The 22,726-nt window shown below is 67.4% G+C and carries 19 protein-coding genes; 13 read left to right on the top strand and 6 right to left on the bottom strand.

What is annotated here, in order from left to right; genetic code table 11:
* The first annotated feature begins 11 nt into the window (after nt 1–11).
* The 3 genes from AC1DVT_RS03700 (at nt 12) to AC1DVT_RS03690 (ending at nt 2,863) form a co-directional block, all read left to right on the top strand.
* Nucleotides 12–785: a hypothetical protein gene (locus AC1DVT_RS03700; protein ID WP_477386628.1), complete on the top strand. Its 774-nt coding sequence runs from the start codon at nt 12–14 to the stop codon at nt 783–785.
* Between the two features lie 221 nt (nt 786–1,006).
* Entirely contained in the window at nt 1,007–1,780 is a 774-nt protein-coding gene (locus AC1DVT_RS03695; RefSeq protein ID WP_477386626.1) for a hypothetical protein, read from the top strand.
* Nucleotides 1,781–1,837: 57 nt separating this feature from the next.
* The gene (locus tag AC1DVT_RS03690; protein WP_477386624.1) at nt 1,838–2,863 is read left to right on the top strand and encodes a MauE/DoxX family redox-associated membrane protein; all 1,026 of its coding nucleotides are present in this window, start codon (nt 1,838–1,840) and stop codon (nt 2,861–2,863) included.
* Between the two features lie 18 nt (nt 2,864–2,881).
* Here the strand turns inward: AC1DVT_RS03690 and AC1DVT_RS03685 are convergent, their stop codons facing one another.
* Genes AC1DVT_RS03685 through AC1DVT_RS03670 form a run of 4 tightly spaced genes read right to left on the bottom strand, consistent with a single transcriptional unit; the run spans nt 2,882 to nt 8,080 of the window.
* Nucleotides 2,882–4,012 carry a glycosyltransferase gene (locus tag AC1DVT_RS03685; RefSeq protein WP_477386622.1) on the bottom strand — a complete coding sequence of 377 codons (1,131 nt, stop codon included), beginning with the start codon at nt 4,010–4,012 and terminating at the stop codon, nt 2,882–2,884.
* Nucleotides 4,009–5,064 (bottom strand): glycosyltransferase, encoded by a 1,056-nt coding sequence (locus AC1DVT_RS03680; RefSeq protein ID WP_477386620.1) that lies wholly within the window; start codon nt 5,062–5,064, stop codon nt 4,009–4,011. The genes AC1DVT_RS03685 and AC1DVT_RS03680 overlap by 4 nt, the downstream gene beginning before the upstream one ends.
* The gene (locus AC1DVT_RS03675) at nt 5,061–6,200 is read right to left on the bottom strand and encodes a glycosyltransferase family 4 protein (RefSeq protein ID WP_477386618.1); all 1,140 of its coding nucleotides are present in this window, start codon (nt 6,198–6,200) and stop codon (nt 5,061–5,063) included. The genes AC1DVT_RS03680 and AC1DVT_RS03675 overlap by 4 nt, the downstream gene beginning before the upstream one ends.
* A complete protein-coding gene (locus AC1DVT_RS03670; RefSeq protein ID WP_477386616.1) occupies nt 6,200–8,080 on the bottom strand; it encodes a glycosyltransferase in 1,881 nt (626 codons plus the stop codon). The genes AC1DVT_RS03675 and AC1DVT_RS03670 overlap by 1 nt, the downstream gene beginning before the upstream one ends.
* Before the next feature lie 222 nt (nt 8,081–8,302).
* Here AC1DVT_RS03670 and AC1DVT_RS03665 point away from each other — a divergent pair, with 222 nt between their 5' ends.
* From AC1DVT_RS03665 to AC1DVT_RS03635, 7 genes are all read left to right on the top strand, one after another.
* Nucleotides 8,303–8,965 (top strand): arsenate reductase/protein-tyrosine-phosphatase family protein, encoded by a 663-nt coding sequence (locus AC1DVT_RS03665; protein WP_477386614.1) that lies wholly within the window; start codon nt 8,303–8,305, stop codon nt 8,963–8,965.
* A 53-nt stretch (nt 8,966–9,018) separates the two neighbouring features.
* On the top strand, nt 9,019–10,158 hold the full coding sequence (locus AC1DVT_RS03660; RefSeq protein ID WP_477386612.1) for a glycosyltransferase family 4 protein: 1,140 nt from the start codon (nt 9,019–9,021) through the stop codon (nt 10,156–10,158).
* Between the two features lie 139 nt (nt 10,159–10,297).
* Nucleotides 10,298–11,026 carry a hypothetical protein gene (locus tag AC1DVT_RS03655; RefSeq protein ID WP_477386610.1) on the top strand — a complete coding sequence of 243 codons (729 nt, stop codon included), beginning with the start codon at nt 10,298–10,300 and terminating at the stop codon, nt 11,024–11,026.
* 135 nt (nt 11,027–11,161) lie between these two features.
* Entirely contained in the window at nt 11,162–13,687 is a 2,526-nt protein-coding gene (locus tag AC1DVT_RS03650) for an ATP-dependent Clp protease ATP-binding subunit (protein WP_477386608.1), read from the top strand.
* Nucleotides 13,688–13,782: 95 nt separating this feature from the next.
* Nucleotides 13,783–14,286, top strand: coding sequence for an amino-acid N-acetyltransferase (locus AC1DVT_RS03645; protein ID WP_477386606.1), 504 nt, complete (start codon nt 13,783–13,785; stop codon nt 14,284–14,286).
* A 162-nt stretch (nt 14,287–14,448) separates the two neighbouring features.
* Nucleotides 14,449–14,985 carry a hypothetical protein gene (locus AC1DVT_RS03640; protein ID WP_477386604.1) on the top strand — a complete coding sequence of 179 codons (537 nt, stop codon included), beginning with the start codon at nt 14,449–14,451 and terminating at the stop codon, nt 14,983–14,985.
* A 91-nt stretch (nt 14,986–15,076) separates the two neighbouring features.
* Nucleotides 15,077–15,781, top strand: a complete 705-nt coding sequence (locus AC1DVT_RS03635; protein ID WP_477386602.1) for a hypothetical protein — start codon at nt 15,077–15,079, stop codon at nt 15,779–15,781.
* 31 nt (nt 15,782–15,812) lie between these two features.
* On the opposite strand, the gene AC1DVT_RS03630 is transcribed toward AC1DVT_RS03635, so the two are convergent.
* Nucleotides 15,813–16,691 (bottom strand): beta-1,6-N-acetylglucosaminyltransferase, encoded by an 879-nt coding sequence (locus tag AC1DVT_RS03630; protein ID WP_477386600.1) that lies wholly within the window; start codon nt 16,689–16,691, stop codon nt 15,813–15,815.
* Between the two features lie 109 nt (nt 16,692–16,800).
* Here AC1DVT_RS03630 and AC1DVT_RS03625 point away from each other — a divergent pair, with 109 nt between their 5' ends.
* Entirely contained in the window at nt 16,801–18,852 is a 2,052-nt protein-coding gene (locus AC1DVT_RS03625) for an acyltransferase family protein (RefSeq protein ID WP_477386598.1), read from the top strand.
* Between the two features lie 63 nt (nt 18,853–18,915).
* Here the strand turns inward: AC1DVT_RS03625 and AC1DVT_RS03620 are convergent, their stop codons facing one another.
* A complete protein-coding gene (locus tag AC1DVT_RS03620) occupies nt 18,916–20,478 on the bottom strand; it encodes an amino acid permease (RefSeq protein WP_477386596.1) in 1,563 nt (520 codons plus the stop codon).
* 191 nt (nt 20,479–20,669) lie between these two features.
* On the opposite strand from AC1DVT_RS03620, the gene AC1DVT_RS03615 reads away from it, so the two are divergent.
* Nucleotides 20,670–22,025: a glutamine synthetase family protein gene (locus AC1DVT_RS03615; RefSeq protein ID WP_477386594.1), complete on the top strand. Its 1,356-nt coding sequence runs from the start codon at nt 20,670–20,672 to the stop codon at nt 22,023–22,025.
* On the top strand, nt 22,006–22,726 hold a 721-nt coding region (locus tag AC1DVT_RS03610; RefSeq protein ID WP_477386592.1), incomplete at its 3' end, for a gamma-glutamyl-gamma-aminobutyrate hydrolase family protein. The genes AC1DVT_RS03615 and AC1DVT_RS03610, both read left to right, overlap by 20 nt.

Raw genomic sequence — 22,726 nt, 5'->3', positions numbered from 1 at the left:
GAGGGGAAGTCGTGTCAGAGTTCAACGAACCAAGCGGTAGCGAGGCGCCGAACGGCGTATCCCGACGCACCGTCACCAAGGCCATGGCATGGGCCGTGCCCGTCATCGCGGTATCGGCGGCAGTGCCCGCATACGCGGCGTCGCAGGTCAACATCACCTTCCTGGGCGGCGGTTGCAAGCTTCCCGGAAACTCGAACCCCACCTACAAGGGCTACGCATTCCTGGTCTCGGTCAGTAATTCCTCCTCCGTCCCAGTCGAGATCAAGATCACCAACTTCACCCTGGACGGCAACTCGTTGGGTTCTACCGCCCTCGTGGGCCTTCCCCCGAGCCTGGTGGGTGTCGGCGTGGTCAGGTCGAACCCGTTCATCCTCCCTCCCAACCTCAGTGTCCCGGCCGCGGCATTGGTCACTTCGGGCGCCCCGAACAGCCAGAACGGCGTACTAAGCATCACGTACCAGGTCGCTGGCGCTGCGCCCATCACGAAGACTGTGACCGTCGGTGATGCGCCGCCCATTAACGGCTCATCGTGCGGTACATTCAGCACCGACCAGAAGAATGTGCTGAACACAGCGCTCGGAACCACGCCCCCCGCCTGGGCGCCTAACCACAGGTACTTCCTGGGCGACACTGTCGCGCTCGGTGGTGGATTCGTAACAGCCGTCTCCTTCACCGGCCCGGATGCGCCCGAGGAAGGCGACTCGGGCGGATCGGCACCGGGGCTGCCGGCCCCCGGCGTCACCGTGGTGGACAACGAAGTGACTTGGCAGCGCCCCAGCACCTGACGCACTCTTCCGGTCAGTGAGGAGGCCCCGCTCCGGCGGGGCCTCATCACTGATTTGAGCAAGAACGAAACGCGGGCTGCGCCTTCGAACTGAAAGTCGCCGGCCGCCGCGGGGTGGCCGGGACGCGAGCGGAGCCCGCAGCAGTGAACGAACTGCTGGACGCAATTTCAGTGCACGAGTATTCTCCCAAAGAGCACTGTTACTCCGCGGAGAGGAGAATCGTGTCCGAGTTCAACGGAGTCATCGGGAACGGTGAGTCGAACGGCGTCAGCCGACGCACTGTTAGCAAGGCCATGGCGTGGGCGGTGCCCGTCATCATAGTATCGGCGGCCGTACCCGCATACGCGGCGTCACAGGTGAACATCACCTTCTTTGGCGGCGGTTGCAAGCTGCCCGGAAACTCGAACCCCACCTATAAGGGCTATGCGTTCAAGGTGGCCATCACCAACGCTTCCAGCGTTCAAGTTGAGATCCTGATCACGGAAATGAGGCTCAACGGCGAACTCCTCGGTGCATCGGCGCTCGTGGATCTTCCCCCGAGTGCGACGAGTGGGACGCTCAGGGCGAACCCGTTCATCCTCCCCGCCGGCATCAGCATCCCGGCCGCAGCGTTGGTCACCGTGGGCGCCGCGAGTAGCTCCAACGGCACGCTTACGATCAAGTACACGATCAACGGTGGTGGGGTCATCACACGTACGGAGTCAGTCCCCGCAGCGCCGCCCGTCAACGGCTCATCGTGCATTGCATTCAATGTCCCCCAGAAGGACGTGTTGCGTGACACGCTCGAAACCAACGTCCCCGCCTGGCAGCCGAACCACCTTTATGCGCTGGGCGACACCGTTACCGTTACCGGCGGAACGCTTTCGGCCGTCACCCTGACTGTGCCAGGCAGCCCCACTGCTCTGTTTGGTCTCTCGGGGACCGATGAGCCAGTACTGCCCGGCCTCGGGGGCACCATCGTCGACAACCAGGTGACCTGGCAGCGTCCGGGTTGACACCTGCTACCGGTCACTTTGGCAGCACCCACATCGGCGCGGCGCTAGCATCTGCCTATGCCCGTCGCCCTGTCCATCGCGATCCCTGTCGTGCTCGCGGCCGTCCTGATCTCGAGCGCCATCGGGAAGCTCCGCACGCCCGATGACCTTGCCGGATGGCGCGAACTCGGTGTGCCCGCGGTCCTTCGCCGCGAATCGCTGCGTCGCATTCACCCGTGGGCAGAGCTGCTGCTCGGCGGCGCGGTCGCGCTGCTCGGCGGCTGGCTCGGCCTGGTCGCCGCTCTCGTCGCGGTGGCGCTGATGGTCGRCTACACGATCCTGGTCACACGGGTCGTCGCCCGGTCCGAGAGCACCTCATGCGCGTGCTTCGGCGCGCGCAAGCGTGTCACCCGCGTCACGGTCGTGCGCAACGTCTGGTTGACGATCCTCGCCGTCGCGACGGCCGCCGTGATCTGGACGACGCCTCTCTTCGGCGGAGCGCTGGCGGCCGGCATCCCTCAATTCGCGTGGCTAGTCGCGCTTGCCATCGCAGCGGTGACGACTGCGCTGGTGCTCTGGCCCGAAGAGGCCGCTGCCGGCACAGACACGACCCCGGCCGCGAAGGCCATGGTCCCGCCCGGCACGCCGGACGACGAAGACCTCGACTACATCCGCACGCGCACCCCAGCGGTTCCGGTCACCCAGGCGGATGGCACCGTCGTGAACCTGCGAACGCTGGCCGCCCGCAAGCCGATCCTCCTCCTCGCCGTCTCATCGATGTGCGGCTCCTGCGAGAGCGTCTTCGAGAAACGGAGGGAGTGGCGCGAACTGCTCCCGGAGGTCGACGTGCGGCTGCTCCTCGCGGAGCGCGCCGAACGGAGTCCCTGGACCGAGCGGGATGAGCCCCAGTCACTGCATGATGTGGACGACTACGTGGCGGGCTCGATCGAGGAATGGGGCACACCGACGGCGCTCCTTCTCGGCGCTGACGGGATGCTCGCCGCAGGCCCGGTCACGGGGGACCTGGGTGTCATGCGCCTGGTCGATGACATCTACGAGAGCCTGCACGGCGAGCGCCCCAGTCGGGAGCACTCGCCGACCTGAGGCCCATGGCCCAGTGCCTCAAGGAGTGCGGAGTTCTTCGAGCACATCCCGCATCGCTACGACGCGGACGCTCCAATCCGCGACGTCCTCGTCCGTCCGCGCGGGAAACGGGTCTGACGTCGCGACCGCATGCCGGACCGCCTGGCCGAACGAAGCGGCATCCGCGATGACGATGCGGTCATCGTCGGCGTCGCGGAAGCCTGCGACCGGGGTGGAAACGACCGGCCGACCGACCGCCTGATATTCGTAGAGCTTGATCGGGTCGAGGCTGTCTGTGAACGCGTCCACGACGTGCGGCACGATGAGCGCGTCAGCGTGCTGCAGATAAGCGACGAGGTCCTCCGGTGAACGTGGGCCGAGCACCATCACGCCCGCGCCGATGAGCGACTTCACCGCGTGCTCCTCGAGGAGGTTCGGACCGACGAGGACGATAGTGGCGTCGGCGCCGAGCAGATGGGCAGTCTCGACGGTCAGTGCGACGTCGAATCGATCGGCGTGCACCGTTCCCGCGTATACCGCCGTGCGCCCTGCCGGTAGATCATCGGGCCGGGAACGCGGGCGTCGGTACGAGGCGACATCCACCGCATTCGGAATGAGCACGATCGGATGCCGCTCAACCGGTCGAAGGGGAGCTTTCCGCCGCATCAGCTCCGGTGAGCACACGACGACCTCGGATGCTCGTTCGAGCAGCAGTCGCTCGTTTTGCGAGAGCCGCGCGAGCTCGGCGGAGGCGCGATCCGCTGCCAGCCAGTCATCGGTGATGTCGTACATGGCCGGCCACCCCGTGACGTCGACGAGACCGGCCAGGGCCGGGTCGTTGATCCAGAGCACCGGATCCGTGAAGCCGAGACGACGTGCTGCCGCGACGATCCCGTCGGCGATCCTGCGGTCTGCGCGTGCATCGACGCGCCGCGGCAGGAGCTTGATCGGACGAAGAGCCCACAGGCGGCCGGAGCCTCCCGTCGGCCGCGCCACCGTCCCCAACTGCGGGCGGCGGCGGACGCTCAGATCGTGCAGGGGGTCCGCCGCGGGCTCCACGAACAGCACGCGCAGGTCCGGATCGGCACGCAGCAAGCCGTCGAGCAGGTGCTGGTTGCGCCGCCACACGGCGTCCCAGCGCTCGAGAGACGCCACCACCAGATCGGTCATCGCGTGGTCTCCGTCATGCGAATCACATGGCGATAGACCGTCTCCGTCGCATCGGCCTGCTGCCGCAGCGAGAACTGCTCCACCTGCCGTGAGTGCTCCTGCGAACCCAGCATCGCGCGGCCTTGGGGGTCGGCCGCGAGCGATCTCAGGCGCGCCGCAGCACCGTCCGCGTCGCCGGATGGGAACAGCGCTCGCTCGTCGAGGCCGTGGAGCATCTCGGCATGCCCACCAGCCGCAGTGGCCACGACCGGCAGCCCAGCTGCCATCGCCTCGAGAACCGTCAGTCCGAAGTGCTCGAAAGGTGAGCTCGCGAAGAGGATTCCCGCTTCGCTCATCAGCAGGGGGAGATCGGTGCGAAACCCCAGGAAACGGATGTGGTCACCGATGCCCAGTCTCGATGCCAGCGAGGTCAGGTGGTCCCGCTCGGGGCCCGTGCCCGCGATCTCAAGTACCCATCCATCCACCCAGACGCCTGAAGCGGCGAACGCGCGGAGCGCGACCTCGGTGTGCTTCTCCGGCTGAAGTCGCTGCGCGACCAGGATGACGCGACGTCGAGCCGACGGGTCGCCGACGGTGCCCGGCTCGACGCCGGGGTGGATCACCGTCGACGCGACGCCGATGCGTTCGGCGACCGCTCGACTGATCGAGATCTCTGCGTCAATGCGGCGTTCGACGAACCGGTACGTGAAGTCCGGCGCCCGCGTACCCCGCACCTGAGCGAAGTGACGCGTTGCGATGATCGGGACGTGGCGTCGAGTCACTCCGCGAGCTGCGACGGCGGCGACGTCCGCCGCGGTCATGTGCGTGTTCACGACGGCGGAGGCCGGCAGCCGCTCGAGGACGCCACGCCACACCGCGAGCGTCGAGCTGGCCGGCGCCCATGACACCTCGGCATCCGTGAGCGGCGCCTGCATGTGCTCTCGGGCGCCGCCGAGAACCGTGACCGTGTGGCCATCCTGGGCCTGCCGGATCGCGAGTCGCCGCACGAACTGCTCGACGCCGGCGAAGCGGTCGGAGTTGACGGCGTGCAGGATGCGGAGCCGGCCCGTCATGCGACCCCGCCCTCGACGCCCCGCCGCGCGGCGACTTCCTCGGCGAGTTCGAGGTACTGCTTCGCAACATGACGCCAGGTGCGCTCCGCGACGCTCGCGCGAGCGCGAGGCCGCCAGGCAGCGAGGTCCGCTGCCGCGAGCGATTCCATTCGCTCGCCGATCTCCGTGCCATCCTGCTCGACGAGATAGCCGTTGACCCCGTCGACCACGACATCCGGCGCGCACCCCACGCGCGTCGCGATCACCGGAAGACCGCTCGCGAGCGCCTCGAGCACGACGAGACCGAAAGCTTCGTATCCGCTGGGGAAGACGAACATGTCCGACATCGCGAAGAACTGCTCGACATCCTGCCGAGGTCCGACGAACAGGACCCGGTCGGACACGGCGAGGGTCTCGGCGATCGCGCGTGCCGATTCGACCGTCGACGCCACACCGCCGACCACCAGCAGCAGCACTGTCGGGGCGCTGACAAGGGCAGCGATCGCGTGCTCGATGCCCTTGCCCGGCAGATCGTGGCCGATGAAAAGCGCCACGCGGTCCTCATCGTCGAGGCTGTACTCGCGGCGCAGGCGCGCACGCTCCTCTTCGGTGGGGGGCCGGAAGCGGTCCGTGTCCACGCCGTTCGGGATCGTGACGACAGGTGGCCGGACTCTGCCGTACAAGCGGACGAGGTCGGCTTCGCCATGAGCCGTGAGGGTGACCACGGTGCGGTGGGCGCCACCACGGAACCGCGCGCGCTCGTGCAGATAGCTCAGTGGCTGGATCGGGTTCAAGAGGATGCGCCACAGCGGGTGACCGGCGGCTCGCATGGCTTGGATCATGCTCCCGTGGTCGACGAAGATATCGCCCGCGAGCGCTTCGCTGTGGCAGATCGAGATGGCGTCGGGACGGGCCGCCAGGTACTGGCGTGCTCGTCGGGTGCCCGCGAACCGGAACCACACGATCCGTCGCATCCGGGCAAGGCGGCCTCTGATACCGCTCGTCGGGTAGTGGAACGGGCGGCCCGCACGCGCAGTGTCGAACGTGAACGCCTCGACCGTGGCGCCGAGCGCTCGCAGTTCCCGGTCGAGGTTCCACGCCACGGCTCCCACGCCGGTGCCTGGCTGGAGGAAGGGGACGATCTGCACGATGTGCATCAATGCGCTCGTCCCGCGAGGCGCTGTTCGACCTGCACAGGTCCGAGCCGGTAGAGCGCCGCGCGCCGCCGCGCACCCAGCCCGCGCTCACCTGGCAGCACCACCGCGCGGGCCATCGCCCCTGCCCAGACGGCGGCGCGTGCGGCCTGCCACCCCACGGACCCGAAGTGCTTCCGCATATAGCGTTCCTGAGAGGCGTGGAAGTGGGCTTCTCGCAGGCGGCTGTCGTGGCTAGTGCCCGCGCCGACGTGCACGCCGCGGACGCCGTCCACGACACTGTGGCGCCACCCGAGCAGATGCGCGCGGAACGCCCAGTCCGTTTCCTCGGCGTAGAGGAAGAACCCTTCGTCGAAGCCGCCCACCTGGTCGAGGGCCTCCGCTCGCAGCAGCAGGATCGAGCCGATCACGAAGCGTGGGCCGCGCTGCAGCGACCCCAGTCCCAGGGCTTCGAGCCAGGAATGCGCGGGGGAGGGGAAGACCCATTCGACTTGTGCGGCGCGTCCGCGCTCGTCCACCTGCTCGGGGCCGACGCTCGCGAGATCGGGCGCCGAGCGCAGCGCCCGGTGCAGCCGGTCGATCTGGTCGCGCGCGATCCGTGCGTCGGGGTTGAGCAGCAGCACATCGGCGCCGGGGACGAGTCGATCTGCGAGTGCGAGGTTCACCGCCGAGCCGAAGCCGATGTTGCCCCCGGAGTCGATGTACCGCACGCCCATCTCGGCGCAGAGCGCCGCGATCTCGGGGAGCGAGGAGTTGTCGACGACCGTGGTCGCCATCCCCGCGATGGGCGCGAGGGCTTCCCGCAGCAGGTCAGGCGCGCCGAAGGCGACGACGATGACCTCGAGACCGTTTTCAGGAGCAGCGGATGCCGCCACTCCGGTGCTCCGGTAGAGCTCGAGGTACTTGCGTCCGACCGCCTCCCACGAGCACTCCGCCGCACGCGTGAATCCGGCGAGCCGCAGCTCGTCTGCTCGGGTGCTGCCCGCCTCGACGAGCGCGCCGGCGAGCGCCGCGACATCCGCCTGCGGCACGACGATGCCCGCTCCACCCACGACGTCGGGAAGCGATCCGGCGTCGCTCGAGACCACCGGTGTCCCGTACGCCATGGCTTCGACCGCGACACGACCGAACTGCTCGGTCCACCGTTTGGTGGCCAGCGACGGCACGGCGAGCACGTCGACTCCGCGGTAGAACTCGCCCACATATTCCGGCTGGATCGTTCCGACGAACTCGAACCGACCCGCTATTCCGCGTTTCGCGGCACTCTCGTCCAGCGACTCCGCGAGGGGGCCTGCGCCGGCGATCCGCAGCGCCAACCGAGGTGAGCGGGCGACGGCATCCATCAGCACATCGATCCCCTTCTCGGGGACCAGCCGTCCGATGAAACCCACGGTGATCTGCGCGCCGTCGACTTTCGCGGGTGCGTTCTCTGCACTGCGTGGGTTGTCGTCGCCGACCTCGACGCCGAGCGGAATCACGCGCGCACGCCCAGGGAAGCCCTTCGACTGGGCGATGAGCGCCGCTTCGGTGTTGCAGGCGGAGATGCCGGCCGCGCGACGAAGCGACGACCGCTCGAGCCAGCGGAAGGGAATCGGGTAGCGCTTGCGCAGGTTCTGCGCGGTGTAAAGGACGTAGGGCGCTCGATTTCGGCGGAGCGCCTTCAGCAGCAGCACCTCGGCAGCTGCGAGCGAGAAAGGCTCCTCGTGGATGTCGACGACATCCCAGTGCTCCCCCAAGCTGCGCCAGAGCGGAATGGGGTCGTAGACGAAAAGTGCGGGATGCCGCCCCCAGGTGTCGACCGGGACCGTCTGCGCTTCTTCGTCCGGGGACAGGGTCACCTCTGCACCGCCGGCATCCCAGTGCCGCGCGGTCAGGAGGGACACGTCGAGGCCCATCGCCCGGAGAGCGCGCTCCCGCCCGCGCCACGCTGCAACGGTGGCGCTGTGCGAGATCCGCAGTACGCGCAGGGCTCCTCCAGGTTCGGTTCCTGTGCTCCATCTTGGTGGGTGCGGCGGAACGAGCGCGAACGACCGGAGGTCGATCGTAGGATCGACACGTACCCGCAGTCAGTGTCCGCGGCTCGGGCGGGGATTCCAGGGGGTGGAATGCACGACCGATTCTCCGTCGTGACGCTGTGCACGGGCAACGTGCACCGATCCGCGCTCGCAGCCGCCCTCCTTCGCCAATGGGMGCAGTGGTATCTACAGCCCGAACTCGCGGAGTCCGTGTCCGTCGCCAGCGCCGGGTTCGCGGCACCGGTGGGCACCCCGATGGGGGACCGGGTTCTGGCGATCGTCAGCGCGCTCGGCGCGGATGGGTCGACGCACCGTGCCGCTCAGGTGGAGGATTCTCTCCTGGCGGAAGCGGATCTGGTGCTCGTGGCGAGCCGACGTCAGCTCGAGAAGGTGCTCAGTCAGGTGCCGTCCGCGGTGCGAAGGACGTTCACGATCCGGGAGGCGGGGCGCATCGCCCGGGGCTTCGACGCGCCATCGACCCCGGGGTCGCTCCGAGATCTTCGTCGTATCGTCAAGCGGCTGGCCGACTCGCGGTCGGTGGCAGATGCCGAAGGCGCCGACGACATCATCGACCCACAGGGCCTTGGCGACGAGGCCTATCTTCAGATGGTGCGCGAGGAGCTGGACCCGCTGGCTCGACTCGGGGCGCTGCTGTTCGGGATGCCACCCGCCGACCTCGTCGCGTACATCTCGGCGGCCGAGAACCCTGCTTCGCTGCTGGAGTCCACCACGGGGGCGGGGCCCGAGGCGTGATGGCGTCGCGCCCGTCGACTTCCGACGGCCCTGGGACCCCGTCGACTCTTCGTGTGGTGCATCTCGACCACACATCGGCCATGGGCGGAGCGGAGCTCACTCTCGCGCGCATGCTGCGCGCGAACCCTGAATGGGACTACGTGCTGCTCGTGCCACCGGGCGAGGGATCCGTCTTTCAGGGCCTTCCCGTCGTCACGAACGGTGTCCGTCAGCCGGCGGGCGCGAGCACAGGACGGATCGGCGTCATATTGGTCGCCGTCGTGCGGCTGCTCGTTCAAGCGGTGACCACCCGCCTGAACGGGCGCTTTCGACGCGCTGACATCGTCGACGCGAACGGCTCGAGGTCGGCCACCTACGGAGCGCTAGCGGCAGCCAGCTCCCGGCTCAGCTTCGTCGTTCACGTGCACGACATGATGGATGCCGAAGCGCTCGGTCGCTTCGGATTCGCAGCGATGAGCAAGCTCGTGCTGCCGGCGGCGGACGGTGTCATCGCCTGTTCCCACGCGACACTCGCCTCGGCCRCGCCGTACCTGCGTCCAGATGTCGTGACCGCGGTCCTCCCCAGCGCGGCCGGTCTGGAACTCGGTCACGTCCGCCCGCCCCGCCCACCGGGTCCGATCCGGATCGGTCTGCTGGCGCGCATCGATCCGTGGAAGGGGCAGCTTCTTCTCCTCGAGGCCTTCGCGGGCGCTGACATCGGCGATGAGGCGACGCTGGAATTCGCCGGCGCCCCCCTCTTCGGCAACGAACGGTACCTTCTCGAACTCCAGGCGCGGACCAAAGAGCTGGGGCTCGAGCAGCGGGTCACGTTCCTCGGCCAGGTTTCCGACGTGCCCGGTCTGCTCGACACTTGGGACATCGCCGTGCAGTACTCGACCCGCCCAGAGCCGCTCGGCCAGAACGTGCTCCAGTATCTGGCGCATGGCTGTGCCGTGATCGTCGCCGACGAGGGCGGTCCTGCGGAGTGGGTCGACGATCGCGTGAACGGGCTCCACGTGAAGCCACGCGATGTGGGCGCGCTCACGGAGGCGATTCAGCGACTTGTCTCGGACGCACCGCTTCGGGAGGGGCTGGCGCGAGCCGGCGCGACGACACCGGGCCTCATGGACGATGCCGCCGTGATGCATGCCCACGCCGAGTTCTACGAGAGTCTGCTGGCGCACAGGCCGGGTCGCCGCTCGAGGCGAGGGTGACCCACGACAGGTTCACGTCGTGACCGGCTCGTGATCGTTTGTTCGGGCACTCCTCAGCGGCTTGCGCCATGATGAAGGTGCCGGGCGCGGGGGGTGCGCGCGGACCGCATGCGCGGCATCCTCGTCGAAAGGTTTGCTCATGTCCCGTTCTGCGCTCTTCACCGGTCTCGGCGCCCTGGCACTGGCGAGCCTTCTGCTCGCCGGATGCGCTACCGCGTCCAGCGGGTCGCCATCGACGGAGCCGAGCGCATCGGTGACGCTCACTCCCGATCCCGACCTCGGCGCGGCCTGGCTCGACAGTGGCCGCCTGATCGGATTGGTGACGCTCGGCAGCTCCACGTGCGTGCCCGGCCTCGCCGATGAGGCCAAGTACGAGGACGGAGTTCTGCAGGTCGAGCTCGCTGCGCCTGAGGGCGACAAGGCGTGCACCGCGGACCTGGTGCCCCGGGTGACCCTCGTCGGCGTGCCGGAGGATGTCGACCCGGAGGAGGACCTCGCGATCGAGGTCAACGGCGACAACTACTACGGAGAAGTCGAGCTCGCAGGCGTTGCGGGACTCGCGTCCGGAGGCGAGAGCGACTTCAAGCCGAGCGCCGGCTGGGCGACCGCTTCAGGTCAGTTCGTGATCCTGACCTGGGGCTCCTCCACCTGCGTTCCGGTGATCGAGGATGTCGCCGCCACCGGCCCGGCAGAGGTCACCGTCACGTTCCAGGACCCCAAGGCCGACCAGGTGTGCACGATGGACATGGTCGGCCAGGGCCAGGTCGCCGCTGTCAACGACCTCGAAGAGAGCAGCGACGTCCAGCTCATCCTCACCAAGGGCGGGTTCCTCGGCGTCAAGCTGCCCATCTACGGCACTAACTCCTGACACCGGGCATTACGAGCGGATGTCGGGGCGCTATGCCTACGGCGAACAACGGCATACGGCATCCGGACGCTCGTTACCCTCGAAGTACGGCGCGCGAGGAGTCAACCGACCCGCGTGCCCCGAAGGAGTTGAACGATGTTCGAGAGATTCACAGACCGCGCCCGTCGTGTCGTCGTCCTCGCCCAAGAAGAGGCGAAGATGCTCAACCACAACTACATCGGCACCGAGCACATCCTGCTGGGTCTCATCCACGAGGGTGAAGGCGTAGCCGCCAAGGCTCTGGAGTCGCTCGGTATCTCGCTCGACGCCGTGCGCGAGCAGGTGCAGGACATCATCGGCCAGGGCCAGCAGCAGCCGACCGGGCACATCCCGTTCACGCCGCGCGCCAAGAAGGTGCTCGAGCTGAGCCTGCGCGAGGCGCTGCAGCTCGGCCACAACTACATCGGCACCGAGCACATCCTTCTCGGTCTTATCCGCGAGGGCGAGGGTGTCGCCGCCCAGGTGTTGGTCAAGCTCGGCGCCGACCTCAACAAGGTGCGTCAGCAGGTCATCCAGCTGCTCTCGGGCTACCAGGGCAAGGAGCCGGCCGCCGTCTCGGGCGCTGCCCACGACAGCACTGCGCAGGCCCAGGGCGGCTCGCAGGTGCTCGACCAGTTCGGTCGCAACCTGACGCAGGCTGCGCGCGAGAACAAGCTCGACCCCGTGATCGGGCGCGAGAAGGAGATCGAGCGGGTCATGCAGATCTTGTCCCGTCGCTCCAAGAACAACCCCGTCCTGATCGGCGAGCCCGGCGTCGGCAAGACCGCCGTCGTCGAGGGCCTCGCCCAGGCCATCGTCAAGAACGACGTGCCCGAGACGCTCAAGGACAAGCAGCTGTACTCGCTCGACCTCGGCTCGCTCATCGCCGGTTCCCGCTACCGGGGTGACTTCGAGGAGCGCCTCAAGAAGGTCACCAAGGAGATCCGCACCCGCGGCGACATCATCGTCTTCATCGACGAGATCCACACGCTGGTCGGGGCCGGTGCTGCCGAGGGTGCGATCGACGCGGCATCCATTCTGAAGCCGCTCCTCGCCCGCGGCGAGCTGCAGACGATCGGCGCGACCACGCTCGACGAATACCGCAAGCACTTCGAGAAGGATGCCGCGCTCGAGCGTCGCTTCCAGCCGATCCAGGTCGCCGAGCCGAGCCTGCCGCACACCATCAACATCTTGAAGGGTCTGCGCGACCGGTACGAGGCGCACCACAAGGTGCAGATCACCGACGGCGCGATCGTCGCGGCGGCGAACCTCGCCGACCGCTACATCAGCGACCGGTTCCTGCCCGACAAGGCCATCGACCTGATCGACGAGGCCGGCGCCCGCCTGCGCCTGTCGATCCTGTCGAGCCCGCCCGAGCTGCGCGAATTCGATGAGCGGATCGCCAAGGTCCGCGAAGACAAGGAGCAGGCGAGCGAAGACCAGGACTTCGAGAAGGCCGCGTCGCTGCGCGATGAGGAGAAGTCCCTCCTCGCTGAGCGTCTCCGCCTCGAGAAGCAGTGGCGCACGGGCGACGTCGCATCCCACGCGGTCGTCGATGAAGGACTGATCGCCGAGGTGCTCGCCCAGGCCACCGGCATCCCCGTCTTCAAGCTCACCGAAGAGGAGTCCAGCCGGCTCGTCTTCATGGAGCGGGCGCTGCACCAGCGCGTCATCGGCCAAGAAGAGGCGATCGCCGCCCTCGCCAAGACGATCCGTCGTCAGCGCGCCGGACTGAAGGACCCGAAGCGGCCGAACGGCTCGTTCATCTTCGCCGGCCCCACGGGTGTCGGAAAGACCGAGCTCGCCAAGGCGCTCGCGGAGTTCCTCTTCGACGACGAGGCCGCGCTCATCTCGCTCGACATGTCGGAGTTCGGTGAGAAGCACACCGTCTCGCGCCTGTTCGGTGCGCCTCCTGGTTTCGTCGGCTTCGAAGAGGGCGGCCAGCTCACCGAGAAGGTGCGGCGCAAGCCGTTCTCGGTCGTGCTGTTCGACGAGATCGAAAAGGCGCACCCGGACATCTTCAACTCGCTCCTGCAGATCCTCGAAGAGGGTCGCCTGACCGACGGTCAGGGTCGCATGATCGACTTCAAGAACACCGTCATCATCATGACCACCAACCTCGGCGCGCGCGACATCGCCGGTGGCCCGGTCGGCTTCCAGGTCGAGGGTGACACCGCGACGTCGTACGACCGGATGCAGGGCAAGGTCAAGGAAGAGCTCAAGCGGCACTTCAAGCCCGAGTTCCTCAACCGCGTCGACGACATCATCGTGTTCCCGCAGCTCGACAAGGAGGAGCTGATCCAGATCGTGGATCTGTTCACCAAGCGCCTCGGCACGCGCCTCCTCGACCGCGACATGACGATCGAGCTGTCGCGCGYGGCCAAGGAGAAGCTCATCCAGATCGGGTTCGACCCCGCCCTCGGTGCTCGCCCGCTGCGGCGCGCGATGCAGCACGAGATCGAGGATCGCCTCAGCGAGAAGATCCTGCACGGCGAGCTCAACTCGGGCGATCACGTGAAGGTGGATGCCGAGAACGGCGAGTTCACCTTCGAGCACGGTCCCCGTGGCGAGAAGGTGGCCGTCGGCGTCGTCAACAGCGGAGCGATCTCGGGCACCCCGGATCTGGTCATCAACTCCGACTGAGCCAGTCCGAGCGATACGAAGAGCGGATGCCGCTGCCCCAGGGCGCGGCATCCGCTCTTTCGTCTTTCGATGCGAACCGACCCTAGGCTGGGCGGGTGATCGAATTCAGCGTGCGGCCGGCGCGGACCGCCGACGTGCGCGGCATCTGGGAGATGCTCGAGCCGTTCGTTCAGCGGCGAATCCTGCTGGGCAAGGACATCGTGGTGCTCTACGAGTCGGTGCAGCAGTTCCAGGTGGCCGAGGACGCGAACGGGCGACTGATCGGCTGCGGCGCGCTGCACGTGATTTGGGAGGACCTCGGCGAGATCCGTACGCTCATCGTCCTCGATGAGTGGCTGCACCACGGCGTGGGGCGCGCGATCGTGCAGGGACTCGAGGGCAGCGCGCGCATGCTCGGGCTCACCCGGCTCTTCTGCCTCACGTTCGAAGTCGACTTCTTCACCCGTCGTGGATTCTCGCCGATCGGCGAGCAGGTCGTCGATCCCGACGTGTACTCGCAGCTCATCCGCTCGCCCGACGAGGGCGTTGCCGAATTCCTCGACCTCGCGCACGTCAAGCCGAACACGCTCGGCAACACCCGCATGCTCAAGCTTCTTTAGGGACGAGGCCGGGCCCGACCTCGAATGAGGATCGGATGAGAACAAATTTTCGGCGTGGTGTTACCACTGTTACGTCTGATAAAGATGTATACGTGAGTCCGTCTTCTCGACGGGCGAGTGTGTGACCCGAAGACACGTCCGCTGAGAAGAACGAGGTTGCAAATGCGTGCTCAAAAGAAGGTGATCGGCGCGCTCGGCGCCGCGTTCGGAGTGGTTATCGCCCTCACGGCGGTGGCGGCGCCGGCATCCGCGCGTCCGGCTCCCGACGCGACGACGACCGTTACATCGTCGCTGTCCTGTGCGTCCTTCGAAGGGGTCAAGATCACGGCTCCGTGGGTCAGTTTCTCGGCGGTCAGCCTGCAGGCGGGCGAGACACTATCGGTCACGGTGTCACCCGCGGCAACAAACGACAAGATCTTTTTCGTGTATTCGGTGAGTGGCACCCTCGATTTTGGGACGTTCCTTGATGGACCGGCTACGCAGTCGTACTCATTCCGATCCCCAGTTGCCACGGTGTTGGACCTGAGTTGGTCCTACCTCCTCGCCAACAACTCGTCATCCTCGGACAATCGCGAGTGGACGTTCGACTGCTCCAGCTCGACGACACCCGCCGCGACCGCTCCCGTTGATACCGTCGTCACCCCGCCCGTCATCGCCCCCGCCCCTGTCAAAGGCCACGGCAAGAGCCGCGGAAAGTGACCAGGATCGCGTAGCCGGATGACTCGGCGGCTGTGAGCCGCCAGCGCGCGCCGTGGTCGACGCGCTCGAGGGTCCGGCTTAGCCTGGAAGCATGAGCAGCGGTCAGCGGCGCAGGCGCCACTCCCCGGCGGTGTACCGTCGGCGGCGCCTGCTGCTGCTGATCCTGGTGCTCGCGATCGCCGGCGCCATCGCCTGGCTTCTGATCGCGCAGCCGTGGCAGGCCTGGGCCGGGGCGACCAGCGCAGCGACCCCCCAGCAGTCCGCGTCGGCCTCGCCGACCGCGAGTTCGACCACGGATGCGACGGCGAGCACCACCCCGCCGACACCCACCGCCACGCCGAGCGCGACCCCATCGCCGAGCGCCACGGTAGCGGAGACCGGGACGGCGAAGCCCTGCGTGGCGCGCGCGATCACCGTCGAACCGGTGACGGATGCCGCAACCTATGCCGCCGGCCAGAATCCGCAGCTGTCGATCCGACTCACCAACACCGGAGGCGTGGACTGCACGCTCAATGTCGGCACGAGCACGCAGGCGTTCACAGTCACCAGCGGAAGCGACACGTGGTGGCGCTCCACAGATTGCCAGACCGAGCCGAGCGACATGATCGTCACGCTCGCCGCCGGTCAGACCGTCGCAAGCGCCGTGCCGGTGGTGTGGGATCGCACCCGTTCCTCCGTCTCGACCTGCGACGACGCGAACCGTCCGGTTGCGCCCGGCGGCGGCGCATCGTACCACCTGGACGTCGAGGTCGGCGGGATCGTCTCGTCCCAGTCGGCACAGTTCCTCCTGCGCTGACGGGGATCTGCCGCCCGCTGCTCGACGCGGGCTACGCAGCATCGAGCATCCGGTCGAGTTCGTCGAGCACGGGTTCGTCGGGGCGGAACTTGCGGGCGAACCAGAAGCCGGACGCGAGCATCGCGTCGAGATCATCCGAGGTGAGCCACTTCGGATGCGGCGTATCGACCCACTGCGCGTAGTGGACCATCCCGGCAAGATTTCGAAGTGACGCGGCGTTGCGCAGCACGGTGTGGGGATACGACTCCGCCGCATCGCGGGTGTGCGAGTAGTACCGCAGCAACTTCGGGTCTGCGGCCAGCAGGATGCGGGCGGCCCGGCCGGACAGCGCGAACTGGTCACAGCCCTTGTACAAATGGAACTCGTCGTTGAAAGGCGTGCGCAGTCGACGTCGGTCCAGTTTCGGCGGGAGACCGCGTGGCGACCTGTGCATCGAGAAGCCGGGGACGTGCTTCATGACCTGACGGATCCGATGACGGTCCGTCCACGCCGGCAGCCGATATGAGCGCGACCGATATCGCTCCAGGAACAGGGGGAGGCGGGGATCGTCGTCCGGTTCTTCGAGCAGCATGTCGGCGGCGGACGCGGTGAGGTGCCGCTCGTAGTCGCGGAGCGGCCGCAGCGGGTAGTCCTGGCCGGTGAGGATCGTGAGCCAGTCGTCCGGAGCGAGCGTAGCCGCGGCGATCACCTCGAGCAGCGAACGCAGATAGGTCGCGTCGCCCCAGGTGATCGGTTCGCTCGTCAGCCGCAGCTCGGCACCCAGCGCCGAGAGGCGCGCCCCATCCGGTGGCGGCATCTTCCTGTCGTGGCTCACGATCAGCCGGGCGTGCGGGCTTTCGCGGCGAAGCCGGGCGACGAGCCGTTCGGTCTGGGCCGGGTCAGTGTAGCTCGTGACCACATATACGAACACGGGCTCAGCCTAGGGCCGACCGCTGGGGCCGCCGGTCGGGTGCCAGAGTCGGTACTGTTCATGAGACCATCTCGGGCCCCGCCCGACACCACGCCTTGACGGAGGTTGCATGACGTCGCGCGCCGTCGAGAGCACGTCGTCGGCTGATGGGGGCCTGTCCGCATCGGGTCGGAGAGACCGTCGTCCCGATATCCAGGGGCTGAGGGCGATCGCGGTTCTCATGGTCGTCGCCTTCCACGCGGGACTGCCCGTTCCCGGCGGCTTCGTCGGGGTGGACGTCTTCTTCGTGATCTCGGGGTTCGTCATCGCGGGGACCCTGCAGCGCGAGTGGGACCAATTCCACCGCATTCGCTTCGCACGGTTCTACATGCGGCGCTTCAAGCGCCTCACCCCGGCACTCGCACTGATGGTGACGGTGACGATGCTCCTCACCGCGGTGGTGATCTCGCCGCTCGGAGCTCAGCAGAACGCCGCGAAGACCGCGATCGGGGCGATGTTCATCGTCTCGAACTTCGTCATCGCGAACACGACCGGCGGGTACTTCTCCCTCGCGGCCGAGACGAACCCACTCCTGAATGTGTGGTCGCTCTCGGTCGAGGAGCAGTTCTACCTCGGCTTTCCGTTCCTGCTCGCGGTGGGGTGGGCGCTCGTTCGACGCAGGCGAGGCCTATCCGCCGTGCCGCTGATCCTCGTCGGATCGGTCGTGGTGGTCTCCTTCCTGCTCGCGCTCGTCGACGAGGGAGGGCTTGCGTTTCCCGGGTCGCGGGACGCGCTCGGGTTCTACAGTCCTGTGCCTCGGGCATGGGAATTCGCCGTGGGCGCATTCATCGCGCTGGCCATCTCCAACAAGAGCGGTCTCGCGCCACGGGCCGCCGCGGTGACCGGAACCGTCGGACTGGTCGGGCTCACCGCGTCGCTGTTCCTCATCAGCGAGTCGACGCCCTTCCCGGGCGTGTGGACCCTCCTCCCGGTGGGTTCGACCATGCTGCTGATCGTCGCCGGATGGCAGCGCGCCGAAAACGTCGCCAGTCGGCTGCTGAGCACCAGGCCGATGGTGCGGATCGGCGACTGGTCCTACTCGATCTATCTCTGGCATTGGCCCTTCATCGTCCTCGCGACGACACTGTGGCCCGGCACCGGCTGGATGCCGGTGGTCGCTGCCCTCGCAGCGATGATCCCGGCGGTCGCGTCGTACCGTTGGGTCGAACAGCCCCTGCGAGCACGCACATACACCCGTCGAGCCTTCACCGTGCTGCTCGCGGTTACACTGATTCCCCCGGTGCTGTCCGCCGGGTTCGTCCTCGCGGCGTCAGCCGGCGGCTATGGGAACCCCCTCGTCCAGAGCTACCAGCGAGCCAGTCGCCCTCACCCGGGCACCTCCTGCAGCGACCCCATGGAGGGATCGACCGAAGCGATCATCGGGTGCTCCTTCAATGCGGATGCTGCGGGCCCGCCGGTCTACCTGGTCGGCGACTCGCACGCCGATCACGTGAGCGATGGGGTCATCGGCGCGGCGCAGAGCCTCGGTCGTCCTGCGTCCACCCGCATTGCTCCCGCCTGCCAGTTCTTCGATGTCTTCATCGGCGACGTCGGGCAGGAACCCGTGCGTCACTGCCAGGAGTACTTTCCGACCACGCTGGAATGGCTGACCACTTCGGAACCAGGCACGGTCGTCATCTCGACCTCGGCGCGACCGTTCTGGGATCCGACGATTCAGCTCGGGTCCACCCAAGATGCGATGTCGTCGGATGAGGACGACAAGCTCCAACTGCTCGACGAGGGACTCTCGGCGACCATTCGCGAGTTGGAGAACGCGGGACACTCCGTGGTCCTCGTGCACGATTCCCCCACCTTCGTGCCCCCGTACTCCTACGCACCGGCGGAGTGCTCGTTCCCCAGCCTGCTTGCGCATCGATGCGACCGCGTCCTCCCGGTCGATGTCGTCGAGGCGCAGCAGAAGAAGGTGCGCGCCACGATCGGCGACATCGCCMTGGCGACGGGCGCGGCGACGATCGATCTCCGTCCCCACCTCTGCAGCGAGCAGGGCTGCCCGACGCGAAGCGGAGACCTTGTCATGTATTCGGACTCCAACCATCTCTCGGCGGACGAGAGTGAGTCGCTGACCGACGAGTTCGTCGAGGTACTGTCGGCCGCCGGCTGAGAAGGGGCCGGTGCACCCCCGTGCGCCGGCCCCTCATCGGTGTCGTTCCCCGAAGGGGTTCGATCACTTCTTGGTGTCGAAGACTTCGCCCTCCATCGCGTCGTAACCTTCGGCCTGCGGGTCGCCGTGCGAGCCGCCGGACAGGGCGTACTCCTCCTCGGGCGAGAGGACGAGGCGCTTACGCCCGACCAGGGCGAAGATCAGCAGACCGATCACGTACAGCACCGCGATCGCGATGATCGCCGCCGTGTAGCCGGGGTTGATCAACTGCCCGACGAACGTCAACGCAGCGATGATGCCGGCGACGACGGCACCGGCAATCCCGACCGGACTCTTGTACGGGCGCGGAGCGTTCGGGAGCTTGATGCGGAGCAAGATGAACGAGACCATCTGCAGCAGGTACGCGATGACCGCTCCCCACACCGCGATGTTGAGGACGATCGCGTTGGACACCGCTCCGGCCTCCTCGTTCGACTTGGCGATGAGGTCCACCGCGACCAGAGCAACGAAGCCGATCACGGCTCCCGTGAGCAGCGCGACCCACGGCGTCTGCCGCTTGCCCGTGAGGGAGAGGAACTTCGGGTAGTAGCCCGCTCGAGACAGCGAGTACATGTTCCGCCCGTAGGCGAACATGATCCCCTGAAGGGAGGCGAGCAGACCGATCAGTGCGAACAACGACAGCAGCGCCGCGAGATCCTCCGGGAGGAATGCGCGGAAGCCTTCGAGCAGCGGTTCGCCGCTTGCCGCGATTGCGGAAGACCCCGTGACCGCTGGGTTGAGGAACAGCACGATCGCTCCAGTGAAGATGAGGGTGACAAGGCCCCAGATTCCTGCGCGCGGAATGTCCTTCTGGGGGTCGTGTGCCTCCTCGGCAGCCAGCGGAAGCTCCTCGATCCCAAGGAAGAACCACATCGCGAAGGGGAGCGCGAACAGGATTCCCATGAACCCGAACGGCAGGAACTCCGAGGAGCCCGCGACCTCAGGGTCGGGCGCGATGTCCCAGACGCGGGAGAAGTCGACGGCACCATTCGCGAACGCGAGGACGGCAAACAGCACCAGGATGCCGACGGTAAGGATCGACACCACGATCGCGAAGCGGAACGAGATCGCAGCGCCAGCGGTATTCAGGGCGATGAACACCGCGTAGAGCAGGATCCACCACACCCACTGCAGGCCTGCGGCCTTCAGATCGAAGGACCCGTCCGAGAGGATCGAGAAGATCCCGTTGAGGTAGTCGGCGGAGAAGAGCACGATCACACCGGTCGTGAAGACGTACTCGATCGTCTCCGCGAAGCCGGTGATGAAGCCGCCCCACGGGCCCATTGCCGAGCGAGCGAATGAGTACGCGCCCCCGGTGTGCGGGAGGGCCGCCGACATCTCTCCGATCGAGAAGAGCATGCCGAAGTACATGACGACGATGATGAGGCTTGCGATCAGCAGCCCGCCCCAGCCGGCCGAGCCGAGGCCGAAATTCCATCCGGAGAAGTCGCCCGACACGACCGCGGCAACCCCGAGGCCCCAGAGGCCCCAGAAGCCGGCCGAACGCTTGAGCTTGCGCTTCTCGAAGTAGCCCTCGCCTGCCTTGGTGTACGTGACACCAGCCACGGAGCTCTTGTTCTCTGACATCCGTCCTCCAGGACAGTCGCGGGTTCGCGCACTTCGGGAATGCGGGCGCGTTGGCATGATTGTGGGGCCTATTGGTACCTGATGTCTACCTTTGAGGCGGGATCGCTCACTAGGGTTAGGGTCGACTGGTGGCGCCAGCCGATCTAAAGGTCGGGTCTTGTCACCCCACGACCGTATGGAGGAGCCCGACGATGAGCGGAAACCTGACGATCGCCGAGCTCGAGGCGTCGATCGCGACCGGTGAGACCGACACGGTGATCGTGGCTTTCGCCGACGCGCAGGGCCGGCTCGTGGGCAAGCGCGTGTCGGCGCGCTTCTTCCTCGAGACAGTGCTGCCGCACGGCGCTGAGGCGTGCAACTACCTGCTCTCGGTCGATGTCGACATGAACACCGTCGACGGGTACGCGATGTCGAGCTGGGAGACCGGCTACGGCGACATGCTCCTGCTCTCCGACCCCGCGACGCTGCGTCGCATTCCGTGGCTCCCCGGCACCGCGCTCGTGATGGCCGACCTCGCGTGGGAGGGTGGCGCGCCCGTGGTGCAGTCACCGCGTGAGATCCTCAAGCGCCAGACCGCGCGCCTCGCCGAGCGTGGCCTCGTCGCCTACTCCGGCACGGAACTCGAATTCATCGTCTTCGACGACACATATCGGGATGCCTGGGCCAAGGGCTACCGCGCACTCACCCCGTCGACGGACTACAACGTCGACTACAACCTGCTCGCTTCGACCCGGCTCGAACCGCTGCTGCGCGACATCCGCCGCGGCATGGAGGGCGCTGGTCTGTACTGCGAGGGCGTCAAGGGGGAGTGCAACTTCGGCCAGCAGGAGATCGCGTTCCGATATGCGGAGGTGATCGAAACCGCAGATCAGCACGCCATCTACAAGAACGGCGCGAAGGAGATCGCGGAGCAGCACGGCAAGGCGCTGACCTTCATGGCGAAGTTCAATGAGCGTGAGGGCAACAGCTGCCACATCCACCTGTCGGTGCGCTCGGAGGCGGGGGAGCCGGTGATGGCGGGCGACGGCGCACACGGATTCAGCCCGCTCATGGAGAGCTGGATCGCCGGGATCCTCGCGACCCTGCGCGAGTTCACCCTGCTGTACGCCCCCAACATCAACTCCTACAAGCGCTACGCGAAGGGCAGCTTCGCCCCGACGGGGGTGGCCTGGGGCGTCGACAACCGCACCTGCGCGCTGCGGGTGATCGGCCACGGCTCGTCGCTGCGCGTCGAGAACCGCGTGCCCGGCGGTGACGTGAACCCGTACCTCGGGATCGCCGCGATCATCGCGGGCGGACTCCACGGCGTCGAGAACAGCCTGACGCTGCCGGATCCGCTCGCCGGCAACGCGTACACCTCGGAGGTGGAGCACCTGCCCACGACGCTGCGCGAAGCCGCGGCGCTGTTCGCGGAGTCGACGCTGGCACGAGAGGCTTTCGGCGACGAGATGGTCGAGCACTACCTCAACCAGGCGCGCATCGAGGTCGAAGCCTACGATTCCGCCGTGACGGATTGGGAGCGGGTGCGTGGTTTCGAACGACTCTGACGAGAAGCGGGCCTCGGAGCCTGTCGAAGGGTCGCCGTCGGACGCTTCGACAAGCTCAGCGACCGGTCACCGAGCGACCGGGGCTGACCGCCGGCCGGTGATCGGCCTGACCACCTACCTCGAACAGGCGAAGCAGGGGGTCTGGGAGGTGCGCGCCGCGTTTCTCCCCCAGCAGTACTTCGACTCGGTCACCGCCGCGGGCGGGATCGCGGTCCTGCTCCCGCCGCAACCGGATCCGGATGCCGCGGCCCCGGCCGTGCTCGACGGACTCGACGGGCTCATCCTCACCGGGGGGCTCGACGTTCAACCGGAGCTGTACGGTGCGCAGCGGCATCCGCTCACCGATCCCGCGCGTCCCGACCGCGATGCGTGGGAACTCGCCCTCTTCCGCGGGGCGGAGGAGCGACGGATGCCGGTGCTCGCCATCTGCCGCGGGCTGCAGCTCGTGAACGTCGCGCGAGGCGGCACACTCCACCAGCATCTGCCCGAGGTCTACGGCACCGAGCGGTACCGGATCGGCGGCGGCGTGTTCGCCACCAACACCGTGGAGATCGACGGCGGGACGCGGATCGCGGGCCAGCTCGGCGTGGGGGCGTTCGACGTGCACAGCTACCACCACCAGGGCGTCGACCGGCTGGGCGAAGGGCTGGTCGCCACCGCGCACTCCGACGACGGGCTGGTGCAGGCATTCGAGTCGGAGG

Source organism: Microbacterium sp. P2_F9, from assembly GCF_056403635.1.
This window is presented reverse-complemented; position numbering and strand designations above follow the sequence as displayed.

What these genes read in the sequence shown, in the direction of transcription:
- AC1DVT_RS03680 (WP_477386620.1), bottom strand. Translation starts at nt 5,064, where the DNA reads ATGACGGGCCGGCTCCGCATCCTGCACGCCGTCAACTCCGACCGCTTC.
- AC1DVT_RS03615 (WP_477386594.1), top strand. Translation starts at nt 20,670, where the DNA reads ATGAGCGGAAACCTGACGATCGCCGAGCTCGAGGCGTCGATCGCGACC.
- AC1DVT_RS03685 (WP_477386622.1), bottom strand. Translation starts at nt 4,012, where the DNA reads ATGACCGATCTGGTGGTGGCGTCTCTCGAGCGCTGGGACGCCGTGTGG.
- AC1DVT_RS03620 (WP_477386596.1), bottom strand. Translation starts at nt 20,478, where the DNA reads ATGTCAGAGAACAAGAGCTCCGTGGCTGGTGTCACGTACACCAAGGCA.
- AC1DVT_RS03675 (WP_477386618.1), bottom strand. Translation starts at nt 6,200, where the DNA reads ATGCACATCGTGCAGATCGTCCCCTTCCTCCAGCCAGGCACCGGCGTG.
- AC1DVT_RS03640 (WP_477386604.1), top strand. Translation starts at nt 14,449, where the DNA reads ATGCGTGCTCAAAAGAAGGTGATCGGCGCGCTCGGCGCCGCGTTCGGA.
- AC1DVT_RS03635 (WP_477386602.1), top strand. Translation starts at nt 15,077, where the DNA reads ATGAGCAGCGGTCAGCGGCGCAGGCGCCACTCCCCGGCGGTGTACCGT.
- AC1DVT_RS03655 (WP_477386610.1), top strand. Translation starts at nt 10,298, where the DNA reads ATGTCCCGTTCTGCGCTCTTCACCGGTCTCGGCGCCCTGGCACTGGCG.